At 32.4% G+C, this 20,064-nt stretch carries 17 protein-coding genes, 1 riboswitch and 1 other annotated feature; all 17 genes read right to left on the bottom strand.

Annotation, left to right across the window (positions count from 1 at the left end; genetic code table 11):
• Window positions 1–95: 95 nt before the first annotated feature.
• Complete coding sequence (gene tig, locus JVV30_RS05855) at window positions 96–1,400, bottom strand: trigger factor (protein WP_070854902.1); 1,305 nt, start codon at window positions 1,398–1,400, stop codon at window positions 96–98.
• Window positions 1,401–1,559: 159 nt separating this feature from the next.
• Complete coding sequence (locus JVV30_RS05860) at window positions 1,560–2,483, bottom strand: hypothetical protein (RefSeq protein ID WP_070854901.1); 924 nt, start codon at window positions 2,481–2,483, stop codon at window positions 1,560–1,562.
• 12 nt (window positions 2,484–2,495) lie between these two features.
• Complete coding sequence (locus JVV30_RS05865) at window positions 2,496–3,104, bottom strand: NUDIX domain-containing protein (protein ID WP_053029597.1); 609 nt, start codon at window positions 3,102–3,104, stop codon at window positions 2,496–2,498.
• Window positions 3,105–3,253: 149 nt separating this feature from the next.
• The gene (gene rplT / locus JVV30_RS05870) at window positions 3,254–3,610 is read right to left on the bottom strand and encodes a 50S ribosomal protein L20 (RefSeq protein WP_011275545.1); all 357 of its coding nucleotides are present in this window, start codon (window positions 3,608–3,610) and stop codon (window positions 3,254–3,256) included.
• A gap of 54 nt (window positions 3,611–3,664) precedes the next feature.
• The gene (gene rpmI / locus JVV30_RS05875; protein WP_070855720.1) at window positions 3,665–3,865 is read right to left on the bottom strand and encodes a 50S ribosomal protein L35; all 201 of its coding nucleotides are present in this window, start codon (window positions 3,863–3,865) and stop codon (window positions 3,665–3,667) included.
• A 27-nt stretch (window positions 3,866–3,892) separates the two neighbouring features.
• Window positions 3,893–4,420: a translation initiation factor IF-3 gene (infC, locus tag JVV30_RS05880; protein ID WP_053029651.1), complete on the bottom strand. Its 528-nt coding sequence runs from the start codon at window positions 4,418–4,420 to the stop codon at window positions 3,893–3,895.
• 22 nt (window positions 4,421–4,442) lie between these two features.
• Window positions 4,443–4,570: a sequence feature (ribosomal protein L20 leader region), on the bottom strand.
• Between the two features lie 63 nt (window positions 4,571–4,633).
• A complete protein-coding gene (locus tag JVV30_RS05885; RefSeq protein ID WP_053029598.1) occupies window positions 4,634–6,127 on the bottom strand; it encodes an amino acid permease in 1,494 nt (497 codons plus the stop codon).
• Window positions 6,128–6,289: 162 nt separating this feature from the next.
• A riboswitch (Lysine riboswitch) is annotated at window positions 6,290–6,465 on the bottom strand.
• A 48-nt stretch (window positions 6,466–6,513) separates the two neighbouring features.
• On the bottom strand, window positions 6,514–8,451 hold the full coding sequence (gene thrS / locus JVV30_RS05890; RefSeq protein ID WP_070855719.1) for a threonine--tRNA ligase: 1,938 nt from the start codon (window positions 8,449–8,451) through the stop codon (window positions 6,514–6,516).
• A 307-nt stretch (window positions 8,452–8,758) separates the two neighbouring features.
• The gene (dnaI, locus tag JVV30_RS05895; RefSeq protein WP_070855718.1) at window positions 8,759–9,679 is read right to left on the bottom strand and encodes a primosomal protein DnaI; all 921 of its coding nucleotides are present in this window, start codon (window positions 9,677–9,679) and stop codon (window positions 8,759–8,761) included.
• Window positions 9,680–11,071, bottom strand: coding sequence for a replicative helicase loading/DNA remodeling protein DnaB (locus tag JVV30_RS05900; protein ID WP_204193655.1), 1,392 nt, complete (start codon window positions 11,069–11,071; stop codon window positions 9,680–9,682). It abuts the gene before it with no gap.
• Window positions 11,072–11,542, bottom strand: coding sequence for a transcriptional regulator NrdR (nrdR, locus tag JVV30_RS05905; protein WP_037551021.1), 471 nt, complete (start codon window positions 11,540–11,542; stop codon window positions 11,072–11,074).
• A gap of 255 nt (window positions 11,543–11,797) precedes the next feature.
• Window positions 11,798–12,823, bottom strand: coding sequence for a type I glyceraldehyde-3-phosphate dehydrogenase (gene gap, locus JVV30_RS05910; RefSeq protein ID WP_070855716.1), 1,026 nt, complete (start codon window positions 12,821–12,823; stop codon window positions 11,798–11,800).
• Between the two features lie 222 nt (window positions 12,824–13,045).
• Window positions 13,046–13,654: a dephospho-CoA kinase gene (gene coaE, locus JVV30_RS05915; RefSeq protein WP_053029603.1), complete on the bottom strand. Its 609-nt coding sequence runs from the start codon at window positions 13,652–13,654 to the stop codon at window positions 13,046–13,048.
• A 16-nt stretch (window positions 13,655–13,670) separates the two neighbouring features.
• Window positions 13,671–14,543: a bifunctional DNA-formamidopyrimidine glycosylase/DNA-(apurinic or apyrimidinic site) lyase gene (gene mutM / locus JVV30_RS05920; RefSeq protein WP_070855715.1), complete on the bottom strand. Its 873-nt coding sequence runs from the start codon at window positions 14,541–14,543 to the stop codon at window positions 13,671–13,673.
• A 15-nt stretch (window positions 14,544–14,558) separates the two neighbouring features.
• Window positions 14,559–17,189, bottom strand: a complete 2,631-nt coding sequence (gene polA / locus JVV30_RS05925; protein WP_070855714.1) for a DNA polymerase I — start codon at window positions 17,187–17,189, stop codon at window positions 14,559–14,561.
• Window positions 17,190–17,367: 178 nt separating this feature from the next.
• On the bottom strand, window positions 17,368–19,065 hold the full coding sequence (gene pnpS, locus JVV30_RS05930; RefSeq protein WP_070855713.1) for a two-component system histidine kinase PnpS: 1,698 nt from the start codon (window positions 19,063–19,065) through the stop codon (window positions 17,368–17,370).
• Window positions 19,065–19,775: a response regulator transcription factor gene (locus tag JVV30_RS05935; RefSeq protein WP_037536805.1), complete on the bottom strand. Its 711-nt coding sequence runs from the start codon at window positions 19,773–19,775 to the stop codon at window positions 19,065–19,067. Before JVV30_RS05935 ends, pnpS begins: the two co-directional genes overlap by 1 nt.
• Window positions 19,776–20,064 lie beyond the last annotated feature (289 nt).

The raw sequence follows: 20,064 nt of genomic DNA on the forward strand, positions 1-20,064 counted from the left end.
TTAACAACTAAAATGCTTAAAACATAGAGTAGCAGGTTACATATATTGATGCACCTGCTACTTTAAATTTTAATTATTAATTTAACAATGAATTATTATTTGTCTTCTTTTGTAGATTCAACGTATTTAGCATTGTCTCTAAGTAAGTCAATAACTTTTTGAATACGTACATCATTTTTAATGATGTCTGTATTACCTAAAGTGTTTTTAATATCTTCTACAGAGATATTAAATTGTTTACTCATTTTTTCTAATTCTTTATCGATATCTTCATCAGTTGCTTCAATATTTTCTTTATCTGCAATTGCTGAAAGTGTTAAGTTTGTTTTAATGCGTTGTTCAGCATCATCTTTCATTTGTTCTCTTAATTGAGACTCATCTTGACCTGAAATTTGGAAATAAGTTTGTAAGTCTAATCCTTGTTGTTGAATTCTTTGACCAAATTCTTGAACCATACGATCTAATTCAGTATCAATCATTGCTTGAGGAATATCGATTGTTACATTATCAGTCGCTTTGTTAATTGCTTCTTCTTTTTCTACATTTTTAGCTTCTTCAGCTTTTTGTTCTGATAAACGTTCACGTAAGTTTTCTTTGTATTCATCAACACTATTAGCTTCAGAATCTAATTCATTAGCGATTTCGTCATCTAATTCTGGTACTTCTTTATATTTAATTTCATTTACTTTTGTTTTGAAAGTAGCTTCTTTACCAGCTAATTCTTCAGCATGATATTCTTCAGGGAATGTAACAACTACGTCTTTTTCTTCACCTTTTTTAACGCCTACTAATTGATCTTCAAATCCAGGGATAAATGAACCTGAACCGATTTCAAGATCGTAACCGTCAGCTTGTCCACCTTCAAATTGTTCACCGTCAACATAGCCATCAAAGTCGATATTCACTGTATCACCATTTTCAACAGCGCCATCTTCTTTAACTACCATATCAGCTAAGTGACCTAAGCTGTGGTCAATTGCTTCTTGTAAATCTTCGTCAGTTAATTCTGAATCTTGTTTTTCAATTTCTAAACCTTTGTAATCACCTAATTGAACTTCTGGTTCAACCGTTACAGTAGCTTCAAATTCGAAATCTTTACCTTTTTCAATTTGTGTAACATTAATTTCAGGTTGCGCTACTGGGTTAATACCAGTTTCATCAATCGCTTCACCATAAGCTTCAGGTAATAGAATGTCTACTGCATCTTGATATAATGCTTCTACACCGAAACGTTGTTCAAAGATAGGACGAGGCACTTTACCTTTACGGAAACCAGGCACGTTAATTTGTTTAACTACTTTTTTAAATGCTTGATCTAATGCTTTGTCTACTTTTTCTGCTGGAACTGTAACTTTTAATAATCCTTCGTTACCTTCCTTTTTTTCCCAAGTTGCTGTCATGTATAAATACCTCCATGATTACATTTTTATTTTTTCAACTTCCCTATTATAGCACACGTCCAATACGGACACAAACAGTCTTTTATAGGGCTTTAAAACACTTTTAAATTTCAATAATCTAACTTTAACGAATTCATTTAATATTATAAAATAATTTGCTCAAAGTTGACCATCAAGTTGATGAATAAAACTTAATACGTCTAAATTAGCTTCCGTATTTTCTATACCAATCATTGATTTAAAATAAACATCATATCCCACAATCCAATCTTCATAATCAAATAATTCATATATATTAAGTGGATATAATAATATAGCATGGTTATTCATTGCATGTATGGCTTCATCTATGATGTTTAGTGCGCCATTCTCTAAACGATCAATGACTTTAGGAATGACTTGAGTTTTAAGTTCAGTATGTTCTAAGCCATTAAGCTCAGATGGAATAACTTTAATGTCGTGACCCATCTTATTTATCGAAATCGCTGAATGATATCCAGCAAACCTTAAGAATTCGATCATTAAACTCTTTAAATTATCTGCTTCTACCTCATTGGCTAGCAAAAAGGCAATGGTTTCTTTAAATTCATAGTGGCCATTATCAATCAATTTAAGAATTAATTGAATTTGTTCGTTTAGGTTCAAGGTGTTGAATTTAGCTAACATTTGACTAGTTATATGTTTATCTTCATTCAACTGTGATTGCGCATATTCTTTTAGTGGGAATAGCGCCATTCTAGTTTTATGACTTTGAACTTCATCTATGATCTGATTTATAACATTGACGGATTCATAGTACTGTCCAAGACCATTTAACGCCTTGATGTAATATAACATTAAGTCATCATATTGTTGAATCCCTCTTTTCAAGAGTACAATAGCCTCTTCTCTTAACTCCAAAAAAGAATTTAAATGATACAGCATATTACATTTAATTAAAGCTAGTGTTTCGTCTAATTCAAATTGTGTCTCATAATTTTCAAATAATTGGTATAGCATTTCATATTGTTGCTTGTTATGTGCTACTTTAATATCTTTATATAGTTTTTGTTGCAATTTCGGAAAAGGGATAATATCAGACATTTCATCTCCCTCCTATAACTCTTTTAAAATCAATGCACTCCATGTTTCAAAATCATCATAATTGTCAATGCTTTCTTTCTCCAACCATTGAATTTTTAATGTATCTGTTTCACGAACTTCAATATCATTTGAGTTAACTTTAATTTTAAAAACTACACCAATATGTACTTTGCCAACATCATTTGTATCATCATTTATAAATCCGATATATTCCATGTTTTGAGAATTGGCTTCAGTTAATCCTACTTCCTCTTCAAGTTCTCTTTGAGCATTTTCTCTTAAAATTTCATTAATCGAACTCGCGCCTATTACATCATTCATGTGTCCACCCACACCAATAGATGATTGACCGTGTAAACGTGATTCTCCACCACCGCTTAACCTTTTATAAATTAGCAATTCATTTTTTTCATTTTCTAGTAAGCAATATGAAATTAATTGTTTATATGAAGGGTCCTCTTCCATATCTCCACGTCGTTTAACTTCATATTTAGAAAAAGTATTAAATATTGCTTTGCCTTGTGGATCATTTTTAGTTAAAAACCCATTAAAGGCATTTGATTCTTCTTCAAAAAGAATATCTCTTGGTACTACTATAATTTGCTCATCATATTTAGACATAGTGTTCTCCTTACAATAATTTCTTAATTAGCATTTTATCAAACTCAATCACCAAAGAACAAATAAAGGTGCATGAACGATTTATAATTTCAATTTTAATTATTTGAAAACAAAAAAAGATGACTTCAAAGTCACCTTTAATAAATCAATTATTTTAAAGCTTCTTTAGCTTTAGATACTAATTCAGCGAATGCTTTTTCATCTGAAATAGCTACTTCAGAAAGCATTTTACGGTTAATATTGATGTCTGCTTTTTTCAAGCCGTTCATTAATCTTGAATAGCTCATGTCATGTTGACGTGCAGCTGCATTGATACGTGTAATCCATAATTTACGGAAGTCACGTTTACGTTGACGACGGTCACGGAAAGCGTATTGACCTGATTTCATTACTTGTTGTTTTGCTACTTTATATAATGTGTGTTTAGCACCGAAGTAACCTTTAGCTAATTTAATCGTTTTTTTACGACGTGCTCTTGTTACTGTTCCACCTTTAACTCGTGGCATATTAAATTCCTCCTTAGATATAACAATGATTTATCGTTCGTTTATTAATGACAATTATTTTTTATAAGCTAATAATTGTTTTACGCGTTTCATATCGCTTTTAGAAACTAATTTAGCTCTACGTAATTTACGTTTTTGTTTAGTGTTTTTATTTGCGAATAAGTGAGATGTGAAAGCTCTTGAACGTTTTAATTGACCTGAACCAGTTCTTTTAACACGTTTAGCTGCTCCACGGTGAGTTTTCATTTTTGGCATGATTCATTTCCTCCTAATAATAATGAATTATTTTTCGTTAACAGGCGCTAACATGATAAACATTTGACGCCCTTCCATTTTAGGTTTCTGTTCAACAGTGGCAATATCTTTACATTCGTCAGCGAATTTTTCTAATACGCGTTGACCAATTTCTTTATGCGTAATTGCACGACCTCTAAAACGAATAGAAACTTTACATTTATCGCCTTTAGATAAGAATTTACGACCATTTTTCAACTTAGTTTGGAAATCGTGTTCCTCAATAGTTGGACTTAAGCGTATTTCTTTAACATTGATAACTTTTTGTTTCTTTTTCATTTCTTTTTCTTTTTTCTGTTGTTCGAATTTATATTTACCATAATCCATAATTCTCGCAACAGGTGGTTTAGCATTTGGTGCTACAACTACTAAATCTAATTCAACACGTTCAGCCATTTCTAATGCTTCTCGTTTTGATTTAACACCAATTTGGTCACCATTTTGGCCAATTAAACGTAATTCTTTAGCGCGAATCTTTTCGTTAACTTGCGTTTGATCTTTTGCTATGGTTGACACCTCCCAAAATTTTACGAAATTTTCCAAGCAAAAAGAGCGAACATAGAATGCCCGCTCTTCTCTCATACACATATAATGTGTGACATGATTAACCTGCCAACTGCTTGATGCGTCGCTACAGGTGAGAAACGGGTGTTTCTACTTGGTACGTTTCGTATTCAACGTTATTAATCATATCAGTGTATGTGGTATAAGTCAACAAATATTTTTAATTTAATGATGTTTTACTTCATCCATTGATACATCTTGTCTTAAGTCTACTTTATCCAATGGAATCATCTTAGTTTTATATCTTAATTTATGATAAATAAAGAACACTAAGAATACTGGAATACCCATGTATGTGATAACAAATCGATTTAAATCAAAATGACCTGTTTTAATGAAATCAACATCTTGCCCAATGATAACAATCACACAAAGTATCCCTGCAAAAATTGGACCGAATGGGAACCATTTTGCTTTATATTTTAATTCTCTCTTACTGTGATGTTGTTTTTCAAATGCGCGTCTAAATCTATAATGACTAATCGCAATACCAACCCATGCGATAAAGCCTGTCATACCACTTGCAGCAACAATATATTCATATGCGTCACCACTTAGTTTTTGGACTAAGAAGATAATAACAACTAAAATCGCTGTCGCAAATAATGATAAGTATGGCACACCATATTTATTCGTTTTACCAAATGAATGGAAAGCTAATTTATCTTTACTCATAGAATATAACATTCGTGTTGATGCATACATACCTGAGTTACCTGCAGATAATACAGAAGTTAAAATAACTGCATTCATAAATGATGCTGCAAAGGCTAAACCAGCATTTTTGAATACTAATGTAAAAGGTGACGTAGCAATATTGTCATCGCCACCCATCAAAGCATTGCTATCATAAGGAATTAACATACCAATAACAAATATCGCTAAAATATAGAATAGTAATATTCTCCAGAATACTTGTTTAATGGCTTTTGGTACTGCGCGCTCTGGATTTTCAGATTCTCCAGCAGTTATACCAATTAATTCAGTACCTTGGAATGAGAATCCAGCAACTAAGAATACACCTAGAATTGATAATAAACTGCCGCCTAGGTTGCCACCTAAAATAGGTCCTTCACCCTTAGTAAATGTATCAAAGCCTACAAATTCGCCACCCATGATACCTAATATCGTTAACAAACCAATGACGATAAAGATGATAACTGTTACGACTTTGATTAATGCGAACCAATATTCACTTTCTCCATAAACTCTCACTGATAAAGAATTCAAAGCGAATATAATGACTAAGAAAATACAACTCCATATCCAAGCTGGAATGCCAGCCATAGGTGTCCAATATTGAATAACTTGAGCAGCAATTGTAACATCCGCTGCAACTGTAATAACCCAGTTAAACCAATAATTCCATCCTAACGCAAATCCTAAAGATGGATCTACGAATCGTGTTGCATAAGTACTGAATGATCCAGAAACCGGTAGATAAGTTGCCATTTCACCAAGAGATGTCATTAGGAAAAACACCATCGCACCTATAATGGCATACGCAATTAAAGCACCTAATGCACCAGCATCATGTATTGCACCACCAGATGTCATGAATAATCCAGTTCCTATACATCCTCCCATAGCGATCATAGAAATATGGCGATCTTTCAATCCTCTTTTGATACCGTCATTTTGACTTTCTACTTTTCTCATAGAAGCTCCCTTTCTTACAGTAGAGGCTAACTAAAATCGTTTTGTTGTGTTATGCGATGATTATGAACGCATTCAATCAATACTTTCAAACCATTTTTTAATACTTTTTAAAGCATATAAAAATGGTTGCATACCTTAAGATATGCAACCATTTGCTTAATCTATTTCGGTAGCACATCACAAATTGTGACAGTACAGTTTCTGTTCGATAACTGTCCCAACAAATGATCTTTAAGGATATCATTCATTTCGGCATCTTTACCTTTCACACTTTCAACATACGTTCCCTAATAACTTCTGAAGTGTTACTCATTAAAGACGCAACCTCTAACTCTTTTTTATTTAACTATATAGTAATATACATTATGCTGTCTTTTTTATCAAGACTATCTGCGTTTTTTCAAACGAATTTCATCAACTAAATTCCAAATGAATTCATCTTTTTCAACTGTGTCTTGATCTTGAGAACCATACTTACGTACATTAACCTCGTTATTTTCAACTTCTTTATCGCCTACTACAACTTGGTAAGGTATTTTTTGCATTTGGGCTTCACGTATTTTGTAACCCATTTTTTCATTACGGTCATCAATTTCTACACGAACACCTTGTGATTTTAATTCATCTTGTAAATTTCTAGCATAATCATAATGTAAGTCTACATTAACTGGGATAATTTCAACTTGTTTTGGTGCTAACCATGTTGGGAAGGCACCTTTTGTTTCCTCAGTTAAGAAGGCTACGAAACGTTCCATAGTTGAAACGACACCACGATGAATAACGACTGGTCGATGATTTTCACCATCACTACCGATGTAAGTTAATTCAAATCTTTCTGGTAATAAGAAATCAATTTGCGCAGTAGATAATGTTTCTTCTTTACCCATAGCAGTTTTAACCTGTACGTCTAGTTTTGGACCGTAGAATGCCGCTTCGCCAATCGCTTCAACGTATGGTAATCCCATCTCATCAACCGCTTCTTTTAGCATAGTTTCAGCTTTATTCCACATTTCATCGTCATCCATATATTTCTCTTTATCTTCAGGATCTCTGTAACTTAATCTAAATGTATAATCCTCAAAGCCAAAGTCTCTATATACTTCTTGAATCATATTTACAACACGTTTAAACTCATCTTTGATTTGATCAGGTCTTACAAAAATGTGAGAGTCATTTAATGTCATTCCACGTACACGTTGTAATCCTGATACAGCACCACTCGCTTCATATCTATGCATAGTACCTAACTCAGCAATACGAATAGGTAATTCACGATAAGAATGTGGACGATTGTTATAAACCATCATATGATGCGGACAGTTCATAGGTCGTAATACCATCTCTTCTGTTTCATCTAATTTCATTGGTGGGAACATATCATCTCTATAATGGTCCCAGTGTCCAGACGTTTTATATAACTCCACATTTGCTAATACAGGTGTATAAACATGGTCATATCCCATACTTACCTCTTTATCAACAATGTAGCGTTCAATTTCACGACGGATTGTAGCACCGTTTGGTAACCATAATGGTAATCCAGCCCCTACTAATTGGTTATTAGTGAATAGTTCTAAATCTTTACCAATACGGCGATGATCTCGTTCACGACGTTCTTCAAGCATTTCTAAATGTGCTTTTAAATCTTTTTTATCGAAAAAGGCTGTACCATAAATACGTTGTAACATTTTATTATTACTGTCTCCACGCCAATAGGCACCAGCAGTTGAAAGTAACTTAAATTCCTTGATTTTAGAAGTTGAAGGAACGTGCACACCGCGACATAAATCGGTAAATTCACCTTGAGAATATAACGTTACACTCTCATCTTCGGGAATAGCTTCGATTAATTCTAATTTATATGGATCATCTTTGAAGAAAGCTTTGGCTTCATCTCTAGATACAACTTTGCGTTCAATTTTATGATTTTCATTAACAATTTGTTTCATTGTTTTTTCAATTTTTTCAAAGTCATCTGATGAAACTTTTTCGTCCATATCAAAATCATAATAAAAACCGCCATCTATAACCGGTCCAACACCAAATTTCACATCACCGTATAAACGTTTTAAAGCTTGAGCCATTAAATGTGCAGTAGAATGGCGTAAAACTTCAAGTGCTTCATCACTACCAGGTGTTACAATTTCAATACTTCCATCTTCTTCTAATGGTCTTGTTAAATCCACCATTTGATTATTAAATTTACCAGCCACAGCTTTTTTTCTTAATCCTGGGCTAATTGATTGTGCTATATCTTCAGTTGTTGTTCCTTTATCATACGCTTTCGAATTACCATCTGGAAATTGAACATTGATTTGATCCATTTATAAAACCTCCGTAATTAAATTCTATTTTCGTTGAAATAAAAAAACTCGCCCCCTAAAAAAGGGACGAGTTTGTCGTGGTACCACCCTAGTTATTTAGCAATTGCTAAACATCTCTGCTTAAGATAACGGTCTTGAGCCGGGCATTGATTACCAATACCTAATAATGAAGGAGTAATAACTTAATATGTTAGCTAAATTCTCATCCTAAATATTAGCTCGCTGTATAACATGGATTAAATTATCATATCTTCAACTATTTCAATGATTAAGATTTATCTTAATTATACAATAGTTATTTTAAATTTCAATTATTTCTTAAATTTTTACCATCTAAATAATATGGTGTTGACAATGTTTTAATTCTTTCTATAATTCTAGCTGCTTTCGTTTCTTCTGCACCTTCACGCGTAATCGATAAATGATGCTCTAACTCGTCAAAATTTAAATTTGATGAGAAAAATGTTGGAAGTTCTTGGACCATTCGATAGTGTAACAATGGACCAATCACTTCATCTCTCACCCATGGTGTCACTTCTTCTGCGCCAATATCATCTATCATTAATATATTAGCTTCTCTTATGCGTTGTAACTTAGTTTCGTAACTACCATCTTTGAAACCACTTTTAAGCGTACGAATATATTCAGGTAAATAAACAATCGTTGAGGCGATACTTTTAGCTTTAAGTTGGTTTGCAATTGCACCTAAGATAAACGACTTACCAGTTCCAAATGGACCATGAATATACATACCTTTTACCTTCTCGCCATTAACTAATTGCTTGCACATATCATTCGCATGTTTAGCGATAGCTAGTCGATGTATATCTGAATCGTAGATATCTTTCATCTTAGCGTTTAATGTATCGCGTTGCATATGGTGTGAAGTTATTAAATGCGCATTGAATTTTTCTTCATCATGTTTAATTTTACATGGACACTTATTATAACGAATTTTTATTCTATGATTCTCCACATATAATTCAGGAACATGTCCTTTTACAAAATTCGGACAGTGTTCGTAATCATGACCATCATAAATCTTTTGTTGATCTTTATACTCTTGTAATACATTCAGATCATTATCAATGATGTCGTTCGTCAATTCAGATTGATGCTGATTTAAGAATACTTTTACAGCAGGGTCATTTATGACTTGCTGCTTGATCTTAGCAATTCGTTTCTCTAAATCTCCATTTGCCTTGATAATACTATTAAATGACTTCATTTAATCCTCCTCCCAATCACGTATGAGTTGTTCACGGAATGCAGCGCGTTCTTTTTCAAAACGTTCCTGTTCTTCTTTGGTTAGTGCTTTTTCCTGTTTTTCCTGTCCTCTATTTTTCAACCATTTTGGCGTTTTCTCTCTAGATACGATTTCTCGAGATTTAGCATATCGTTTTCTTGATTGAGATTTATCGTTGCCTTTGTAATCGGCTTTTTGCTCACTAGCTTTTAATGCGTAGTCATATGCCTCTTTTGCAGACTTAATGCCCAATTTCTTCCAGTTTGATGCAATTTCTAAAATGTATGTCTTTGGTAATTTCATATCATTTTTTAACATGACAAATTGAATCAAAATATTTATAACACCAAAGTTTAACTTTTCTCTTTCAATTAATTCTTCAACCATTTTCTTTTGTTGGAATGTTGGCTCTGACCCAGACCAAGATGTCAACATATCAATTGGGCTCGTTTCTTCTAACAATTGCAACCAATTATTATCTGTAGTGACTTGTTCTGACGATGTAGCTTGACGAATATGAGTAACTTCACTTTGGCTTTCACTGCTACCTTTTGGTTCCAGCTCAGGTAATTGTTGATTATGTTCAATCAAATAATACGAACGGGCATGTTTTCTAATTTCTTCATGCGATAACTGTTGATTACTTGTTATTGAATTTAAAATAATACGCTTCATAGCATCTTCTGTTAAACCATATAATGTCGCCAATTGAACTATTAAATCTTTGGTTTCTTTAGTAATAATTTCATCGCTAATAAAATGGTTACGTAGCATCTCTTTTAAAATTTCAAAATCAAATGACACATTAGATAAATCAATACCATTGTACGACTTTTCTTTTTTTATTGATGATGCATCTATAGGAACATTAGCATGAGGTACTTTAAATACATCAGTGAATTTGCGCGTAACTTGTTGAAAGCCATTTAAATCAGGTTCTTGCTTTTTAAAATAATTTTTTAGGCTTTTATAACGTTGTTTATCAACTTGATTATATAAGTAAACAGATAACATAGGATCATTAAAAAATTGATATGCCGTAGGTGGCTGTACTAATTCATAAATGAAAAATGATTGTTGTTCATCGTGATTTACATATGTTTTAATCAAACCAATTGCTTCTAATAAATCCATATATTGACGAAATTCTGCCAAATTCAATTTTAATTCATTCATGATTGTATAATGCGTTAATGTTTCATCACTGTTCACAAATTGGTTCATAAAGTGATAAGTACCTATAGCTTGTGCACCTATTAAGGGCATGTACAATCGATTAAGTATCTCCAAATGATTATGATTAAATTGGAACTGACGATACACTTTATAACCGTCATGCGGGCTTAAACCATATTCATATGAGTGCAAACTCATTTATATATCACTCCGTTTATTATCATTCAAGATGCCTTGCATTGATGCTAATAATTGATCAACATCTTTAAATTCTTTATATACTGAAGCAAATCTTACATAAGATACTTGATCAACATGCATTAATAAATTCATTACATGTTCTCCAATATCTCTAGAAGAAATTTCTGTTTGGCCGCTATCACGTAATTGCCATTCAACCTTATTCGTAATATCCTCTAATTGCTGATAACGTACAGGTCGCTTCTCACATGATCTAACAAGTCCATTCAATATTTTCTCTCTTAAAAATTGTTCTCGCGTCCCATCCTTCTTAACCACAATTAATGGACTTACTTCTATATGTTCAAATGTCGTAAATCGAGTGCCACAATTTTCACATTCTCTTCTACGTCTAATTGCATTAGCATCATCTGCATGTCTTGAATCAACAACACGCGAATGCGTTGAACTACATTTTGGGCATTTCATTTCTTTCACCCTCTTGAATAGATTATGATTCATTATACTATAAAAGCATTCTAGACAAAAGAAGTCCAATGCGCATTAAAAAAACACTAAAATTTAAAAAATTTAATAAAAATTCTAATTTACGTATAACCTATACCTTAATTTCTAATACTATGTAAAAGGTTTGTATCTAAATGATATAAAACAAAAAAGCGAGACTATTTAATCTTAGTTAAAAGATTTAATAGTCTCGCGATATTCGACTGTTAAAATTTATTATTTCGCAGTCGCAACATTTTCAGAACCAATTAATTTGGCAATTTGTTGAGCAACTTCAACTACTCTATTTGAATAACCCCACTCGTTATCGTACCATGCAATCACTTTTACTTTATTATCACCCATTACAATTGTGTTTTGAGCATCGATGACTGCTGAATTAGGGTTAGTATTAAAGTCCATTGAAACTAAAGGTGCATCTTCCACATCAAGAATACCATCTAAACCTGCATTACGGAATGCATCGTTAACTTGTTCTGCTGTTACGTTTTCTTTTAAATCAACCACTAAATCAACAAGTGAAACGTTTTTAGTTGGTACACGTAAAGCTAAACCATGAAGTTTACCTTCTAATTCTGGTAGTACTTCTTTTAAAGCTTTAGCAGCACCAGTTGACGTTGGTATAATACTTTCGTTACAAGAACGTGCGCGACGTAAGTCTTTATGTGGATTATCTATATTATTTTGATCATTTGTAATTGCATGAACTGTTGTCATAAGTCCATTAACAATACCAAATTGATCATTTAAAACTTTAGCTACCGGTCCAATACAGTTTGTTGTACATGACGCATTACTAAAAATGTCATACGCTTCAACATCTAATTGATTATCATTTACCCCTTTAACTACCATTTGTACATGTCCACCTTTAGATGGTCCAGTTAATAATACTTTTTTAGCCCCAGCTTTGATATGTCCAATCGCTTTGTCACCATGATTAAATTTACCCGTAGCTTCAATAACGATATCAATATCTAACGCTTCCCAAGGTAAATTTTCAGGGTTACGGTCAGACACAAGTTTAATATCATGTCCATCGACACGGATACCATTCTCAATAGGTTCAACCTTCTTATCGAATCTACCATGAGTAGTATCATAATTAATTAGATGCGCAATTGTTTCAGGTGGATAGCTTGCGTTAATCGCTACAATATTTAAGTCTTCTTTATGTAAAGCGATTCTTAACACCATTCTACCAATTCTACCCATACCATTAATTGCTATATTTGTTGACATTTAAAGCACCCCTTGATTGTTTGTTTATATGTTATACTTTATAAAATTAGTGTAACATAATAACGAAAATTTGAAAGCGTTTTCTGATGATTTTAAAAAATTTTTTTAAGCTGATTATTTTAAATTAGCAAAAAGCTCTAATAAACGTAATAATGCAAAAATTAAAGTTTAAGCATGTTTCGTCTACTAGAGCTATAATTTATAAATTGAGTCACATAGAATTTATATTTCTCTATTGATAAACCCTTTTTCAGTTAATAGTTGTTCTAAATTTTGTTTAAGTTCTAACTTATCTCCTAGGTTATCTATAACATGATCTGCCATTCTGCTTTTTTTATCAATTGAAATTTGGCTATATACACGCGCTTTAGCATCTTCAAGTGACAATTGATTACGTTCCATCAATCTCTCTATTTGAATGCTTTCAGATGTATAAACTAACCATACTTCATCCACTGTATCCTGTAATTCATTTTCAAAAAGGAGTGGAATATCCATAATGACATCATAACCTTGATTAAGATAGTTTTGTTTCTCTTTTTCCATTATTTCTCTAACTATTGGATGCACGATATCATTTAACTCGATGCGCTTTTCTGGATGATTAAACACAATTTCTCCTACGTATTGACGATCCATTTCACCTTCATCTGTGATAGCACGTTCACCAAAAGCAGTACGCACTTGTTCTAAACCTTTCGTTCCTTTTGCAACAGCTTGCCTTGAAGCAATGTCAGCATCTACAACCTTAAAACCATATGCTGTCAATAATTCAGAAACTGTTGATTTACCTGTGGCAATACCACCTGTTAATCCTATTACTTTTGGCATAAATATTCACTCACCTTTATTTCTGACAATGTGGGCAGAAATGACTATTACGTGTAGCCACTACCTTTTGCTCAATATCATGCCCACAAACGTTACATGTCTTTTGTTTATATACATTTAAATGTAATTGCATTTCTCCTGTTTTACCATCTGCATGACGATAATCTGAAATGCTAGTACCACCGTTGTTTATACCCTCTTTTAACACTTCTTGAACATAGTAAAACAACATTTGACGTTCTTGGTCTGAAGTTTGTTTAACTTTCCGATCTGGTAATACACCTGCTCTAAACAAAGCTTCACACGCATAAATATTGCCACATCCTGCTATCATCTTATGATCAAGTAGCATTTGTTTAATGGGTTTATTTTGATATTTTTTAAGTTTAATACGATTTAAAAAGTGATTTAATGCATCATCATTAAATGGTTCAGGTGCAATATCAAGAAAAGCAGGGTAATCTTGGAAAGACGCCAAATTTCTTAACTCACCAAATCGTCTGATATCCGAATATACTAGTTGTTTACCATTATCTAAGTGAAATACAACATGCCAATGTTTTCGATAATTTGGTGTACTAATATCTGATAATTTATCAACGATAAAAAAGCCTCCCGCCATACCTAAATGACTTAATATAATACGTTGCGTTTGGTTTTTTTGAATTGTGAAAACAATATATTTACTTCTACGTTCCACAGATTGTATAGCATACCCTTCGCTATTCAATCGGAACCCATCCAAGTTGATACCTTTAATGATGGTCTCTTTTCCTTGTTGTTTTCCTTCTATCACTTTACTCGAAAATGTCACACTTTTAATTGTCGTATTTAAGATATAAGGTTCAATCCCTCTCTTTACATGTTCAACCTCTGGTAATTCTGGCATTTCTAATTCCTCTTTCTATTTTGCATCATACCATGTAGCTCCGTAATTAGAGTCTACTTTTAGCGGTACATCTAATTGTAGTGCGTGTTCCATAATTTCTTCAACAAACAAACTGAAATCCTCTACTTCATTTGCTGGCACCTCGAAAATCAACTCATCGTGTACTTGTAATAACAATTGCGCATGGTATGACGTTTGTTTTATTTGTTTATCAAATTCAACCATTGCTAACTTAATAATATCTGCTGCGCTACCTTGTATTGGCGTATTCATAGCTGTACGTTCAGCAAATCCTCTTAAATTAAAGTTTCGACTATTAATATCAGGAATATATCTACGACGATGCAATAATGTTTTCACAAATCCATCGGCTTTAGCATCTTTAACGATGTCAGACATATATTGTTTTACACCTGGAAAACTGGCTAAATAATCATCGATAAATGCTTTTGCTTTTTTTCGCGTAATATTTAAGCTTTGACTTAAACCATAATCACTAATACCGTAAACGATGCCAAAGTTAACAGCTTTGGCTTGTCTACGCATTAGCGCATCAACCTCTTCCGCTTCTACTCCAAATACTTTCATTGCAGTTGCAGTATGGACATCTCTTTCGTGAATAAATGCCTCTTTCATACTTTCATCCTGAGTGATATGCGCAAGCACACGTAATTCAATTTGAGAATAGTCTGCTGATAAAATCACACTGTCATTAGAAGTGGGTTTGAAGGCTCTTCTAATTTTACGTCCTTCTTCAAGACGAACAGGTATATTTTGTAAGTTTGGATCTACACTTGATAAACGTCCCGTTTGTGCTAACGTTTGGTTGAAGCGGGTATGAATGCGATTATCATCACTAATTACTTTTTGTAACCCTTCAACATAGGTAGATTGTAATTTAGATAATTGACGATATTCTAAAATGTAATCAATGATAGGATGTTGACCTTGTAGTTGTTCTAACACATCAACCGCAGTAGAATAACCTGTTTTAGTTTTCTTAATGACTGGTAATTCCAATGTTTCAAATAGGACTACACCTAGTTGTTTAGGAGAATTAATATTAAATTCTTCTCCAGCTGCCTCATGTATATTACTGATTAATAAATCTAATTTCTCTTGAATTTCAGACTGCATTTCTTTCAAATCATTAACATCAGTGTAAATGCCAGTTTCTTCCATTTCACTCAAGATGCGCGCTAATGGAAGTTCTAAGTTTAGCAATAACTCTATTTGTTGATGAGATTTTAGTTCATCAACCATTTCAGGTTTACAAGCATGAATTGCCTCAGTAATGGATGCAATATGCTTATCTAAAACCGAATCTTCTGGAATGTGTCGTTTTTTTCCTTTTCCATAGATTGACACATCATCTTGAACATAGTTTTGTTTATAGTTACTAACAACCGAATTAACATCTTCAATTGTTCTTGATGGATCGATAATATAACTAGCTAACATAACATCAAACACAATATTTTTAATATCAATGTCTAATCTATGCGCAACCACGTATGTCTTTTTAGCATCATAAACTACCTTTTCTGTAGTTTCATTCTCTAGCCAATCAATCAGTTCTGGATAATCTTTAAGTTGATCAGCAGGAATAACAATGTGTTCCACGCCATTGTAGAAGCCAAATTTGAGAATAGCATCTTGTAAGTAATTGGTACCATCCACTTCAATATGGATGACCGCTTCTTTTAAATCATTAAAATTAATCTTGTTGAAATCATGATGAACTTCAAATACTTTGTCTTCTTGAGATTCTTCTGATGGATTACTATCGATATCAGCTAATAATTGTTTGAATTCTAACTTTTTAAATAGTTCAATTTTATCTTGATTATCATCTTGATTATCTAATTTAGTATCTTTAAGTGCTACTTCAATTGGACTATCTTTATTTATTGTTGCTAAATCTTTACTCATGAATGCATCGTCACGACTATTCTCAAGTTTTTCTTTTAATTTTTTTCCTGAAACTGCATCTAAATTTTCATAGACACCTTCAACCGTATTAAATTGTTTCAATAACTTGATAGCTGTCTTCTCACCCACACCAGCAACACCTGGGATGTTATCAGATGTATCACCCATGAGTCCCTTCATATCAATAATTTGACTAGGCACAAGCCCATCATATTTTTCATTAATAAATTCTGGAGTATAATGATCGACATCTGTAACACCTTTTTTAGTGTAATAGATGGTTACATGATCAGTAGCGAGTTGAGTTAAGTCTCTATCACCTGTAACAATGATTGTTTCAAATCCTTGCTCATTTGCTTCTTTGCTTAATGTACCAATGATATCATCAGCTTCGTAGTTCTCTAACTCATAATGTTTGATATGATACGTATCCAATAGTTGTCGAATATACGGGAATTGTTCACTTAATTCCGGTGGCGTGCTTTGTCTACCGCCTTTATATTCACTATATTTTGAATGTCTAAATGTAGTTTTGCCTGCATCAAACGCAACTAAAAAATGACTTGGTTGTTCTTCTCTTAAAATCTTTTCAAGTAACATCGCAAAACCATATATTGCATTCGTATGTATTCCTGCTTTGTTAGAAAGAAGTGGTAATGCATAAAATGCTCGAAAACTTAAACTATTACCATCAATTAAAACTAGTTTATTCAAAGCGTATACCTCCAGAGTGATTTTATTATATTTTAGCATATTCAGAGTTCGTTAACGAATGTATGGTTTCTTCAAAAGTCTCTGTTAGGTTAAAAATTTCTGTAAATAAAAAGGCACTCTCGTTTCATTAATCAATTGAATCATTGAATATGAACGAAAGGCCTTAATGGATGAAATATTATTTTTGTTCATCTATGAATGAAACTCTAAATAACGAACCTTCACCAATATTGCTTTCAACATTTATTGTACCATGATGTGCTTCGACAATATGTTTCGTTATAGACAACCCTAAACCTGTGCCACCTGAATCTCTACTTCTCGCTTTATCTACACGATAAAATCTTTCGAAAATATGGTTTTGGTCACTCTTCTCAATTCCTATGCCAAAATCTTGAATTTCTAAGTTAACTTCAAGTCCTTTTCTATAAACTCTTACAATAACGTCACTATTTTCAAGTGAATAATTAATCGCATTTGAAAGTAAATTAGTAATGACTTGTGCCATTTTATTTTCATGTGCTTCTATGATGATATCTTTTTCAATTTCAGGCAAAATGCTAATATTTTTATATCTTGCTTGGTTTTGTAGATTATCAATTGTAGTATAAGCAAGTTCTGAGAGATTCACAAACGATGTTTCTATCTCAGTTTGTTGTTCGATATGAGATAAATCTAATAGGTCCGCAACAAGAGACTCAATACGATTAGATTCTTTTAAAATGATGTTTAAAAACATATCAAGCGACTGTTCATCGTTTTTTGCACCTTCAATTAATGTTTCAGCAAAACCTTTAATAGAAGTAATAGGCGTTTTAAGTTCATGAGAAACGTTTGCCACAAATTCACGTCGTAAGTTTTCTAATTTTTTAAGATTTGTGATGTCATGCATAACAACAACCATACCTTGTAATTTCTTTTTAGATTTACTAAGTATCGGAACACAAGATAGATCAAAATATTTATGATGAACGTTATTTAATACGATTTCAATTTGCTCATAGAGTGGCTTTTCAGTTTTAAAACTTTCTAAAATCAATTGTTGAATTTTAGTATCTAAATATGAGGTATACTTTTTATTTTCAACCTTACCATTTGGTCTAAACAAATCATAATAGGCGTGGTTTGCAACTACGATTTCGCCATGTTTGTCAATCATTAAAACGGAACTCGGAATATTTTCTAATGTAGTTTTTAAACGATTGGATTGCATTTTTTGCTTATTATTAAGCTTTTGTAAGCGTCTAGCCAAATCATTAGTTGTAACAAACAGTGCTTTGGTCTCCTTGACATTACTTTCAGGCACGCGAACATGATAATAGCCATCAGCGATTAACGAAGTCGCATAAGTAACCTCATTAATCGGTCTAATATATGTACGATGAATGCTTCTAACTGCCAAATATATTGCTAAAAGAACAATAATTCCAATTAAAGATAAATACTTCCACATACTCTTCTGTAATTCAAGAATTTCAGTATTCATCCCACTTATGTATACCGTTTTATCATTAATAACCGTTTTGAATGTATATCTAACCTGTCCGTTTTCTCGATTATAAATAATATTAGACGGGTTAGCTTCATTATCAATGTTATTATTAAATTTATGTTGATTCCCTGATTGATAAATGACTTCTCCGTTTTTAGTAATCTTAACGATTAGATTTTGATTAGCTGAAATGTTCTTTATTTCCTTATTGTCATTTTGTTTGTTTAATTTAAGGAAATTTTCGGAAACATGTTTGAGCTCTGTGACTTGCGCTGTTGATAATATTTGATAAATTGTATGATGAATAATGATACCTAAACCAATAAAACTGATAATGGTAATTGTACTTAATAATAATAATAACCGATGATGAAATTTGAGCATTAAGCCTTAGGTCTTTCTAATTTATAACCAAGTCCACGAACAGTTTTGATTAATTTAGGTTGTTTTGGATTCTCTTCGAGCTTATCTCGCAAATGGCTAATGTGAACGTCAACAATTCGAGAATCGCCTGCGAATTCATAATTCCAAACTGAATTTAACATATGTTCACGGGTAATTACTCGCCCTTGTCTCTCTATGAGATATAATAGTAATTCAAACTCTTTAGGCGTAAGTTCTAATAACTCATCATCTTTATAAACTTCAAAGAACTCAGGTCTGATTCGAATGTTCTCAATTAATATATCCTCATCATCAACATCTTCTTTTTCAATTTCACTAGCAAATTTAGATCTTCTCAAGATAGCCTTCACTCTTGCAACTACTTCTCTCGGTGAAAAAGGTTTTGTCATATAGTCATCTGCACCTAATTCTAATCCTAATACACGATCAAACTCATCATCTTTTGCAGTTAGCATTAAAATAGGAACTAAATTTTTATCAGAACGTATTGTTTTACATACTTCAATACCATCTTTTTTAGGTAACATTACATCCAAAACGACAAGTTCTGGTTGAATTTCGTTTACCTTTTCCAAAGCTTCTTCACCATCGTATGCTACTTCAACGATGTAACCAGCCGTTTCAAGATTATATTTTAATAAAGTTACAATTGATTGCTCATCGTCAACCACTAATACTTTTTGTGACATAATGTGCCTCCCTGAATAAATATAACATTTTAATTTCATTATAACGGAAGTTAAAACAAAAATAACATACAACATATTAAATTTACATAATCTTAACAATCAAATTATCTTTTTCTAATTATTGAGTATTTGTATTACTCTTATTTAAATATTGTTAAGAAAATATAAAATTATTCAACTAATTTTTAATAAAAAAGAATGGAACTGGATTTATTTGAATACCAAGTTCCACTCCTTTGAGTGATAGCAACTTCGAGAAAGGGTTTAAATAAAGCCTTACTCAGATGTA

Origin of the sequence: Staphylococcus sp. GDY8P47P (genome assembly GCF_016892225.1) — a bacterium.
GTDB classification, from domain to species: Bacteria; Bacillota; Bacilli; order Staphylococcales; family Staphylococcaceae; genus Staphylococcus; species Staphylococcus borealis.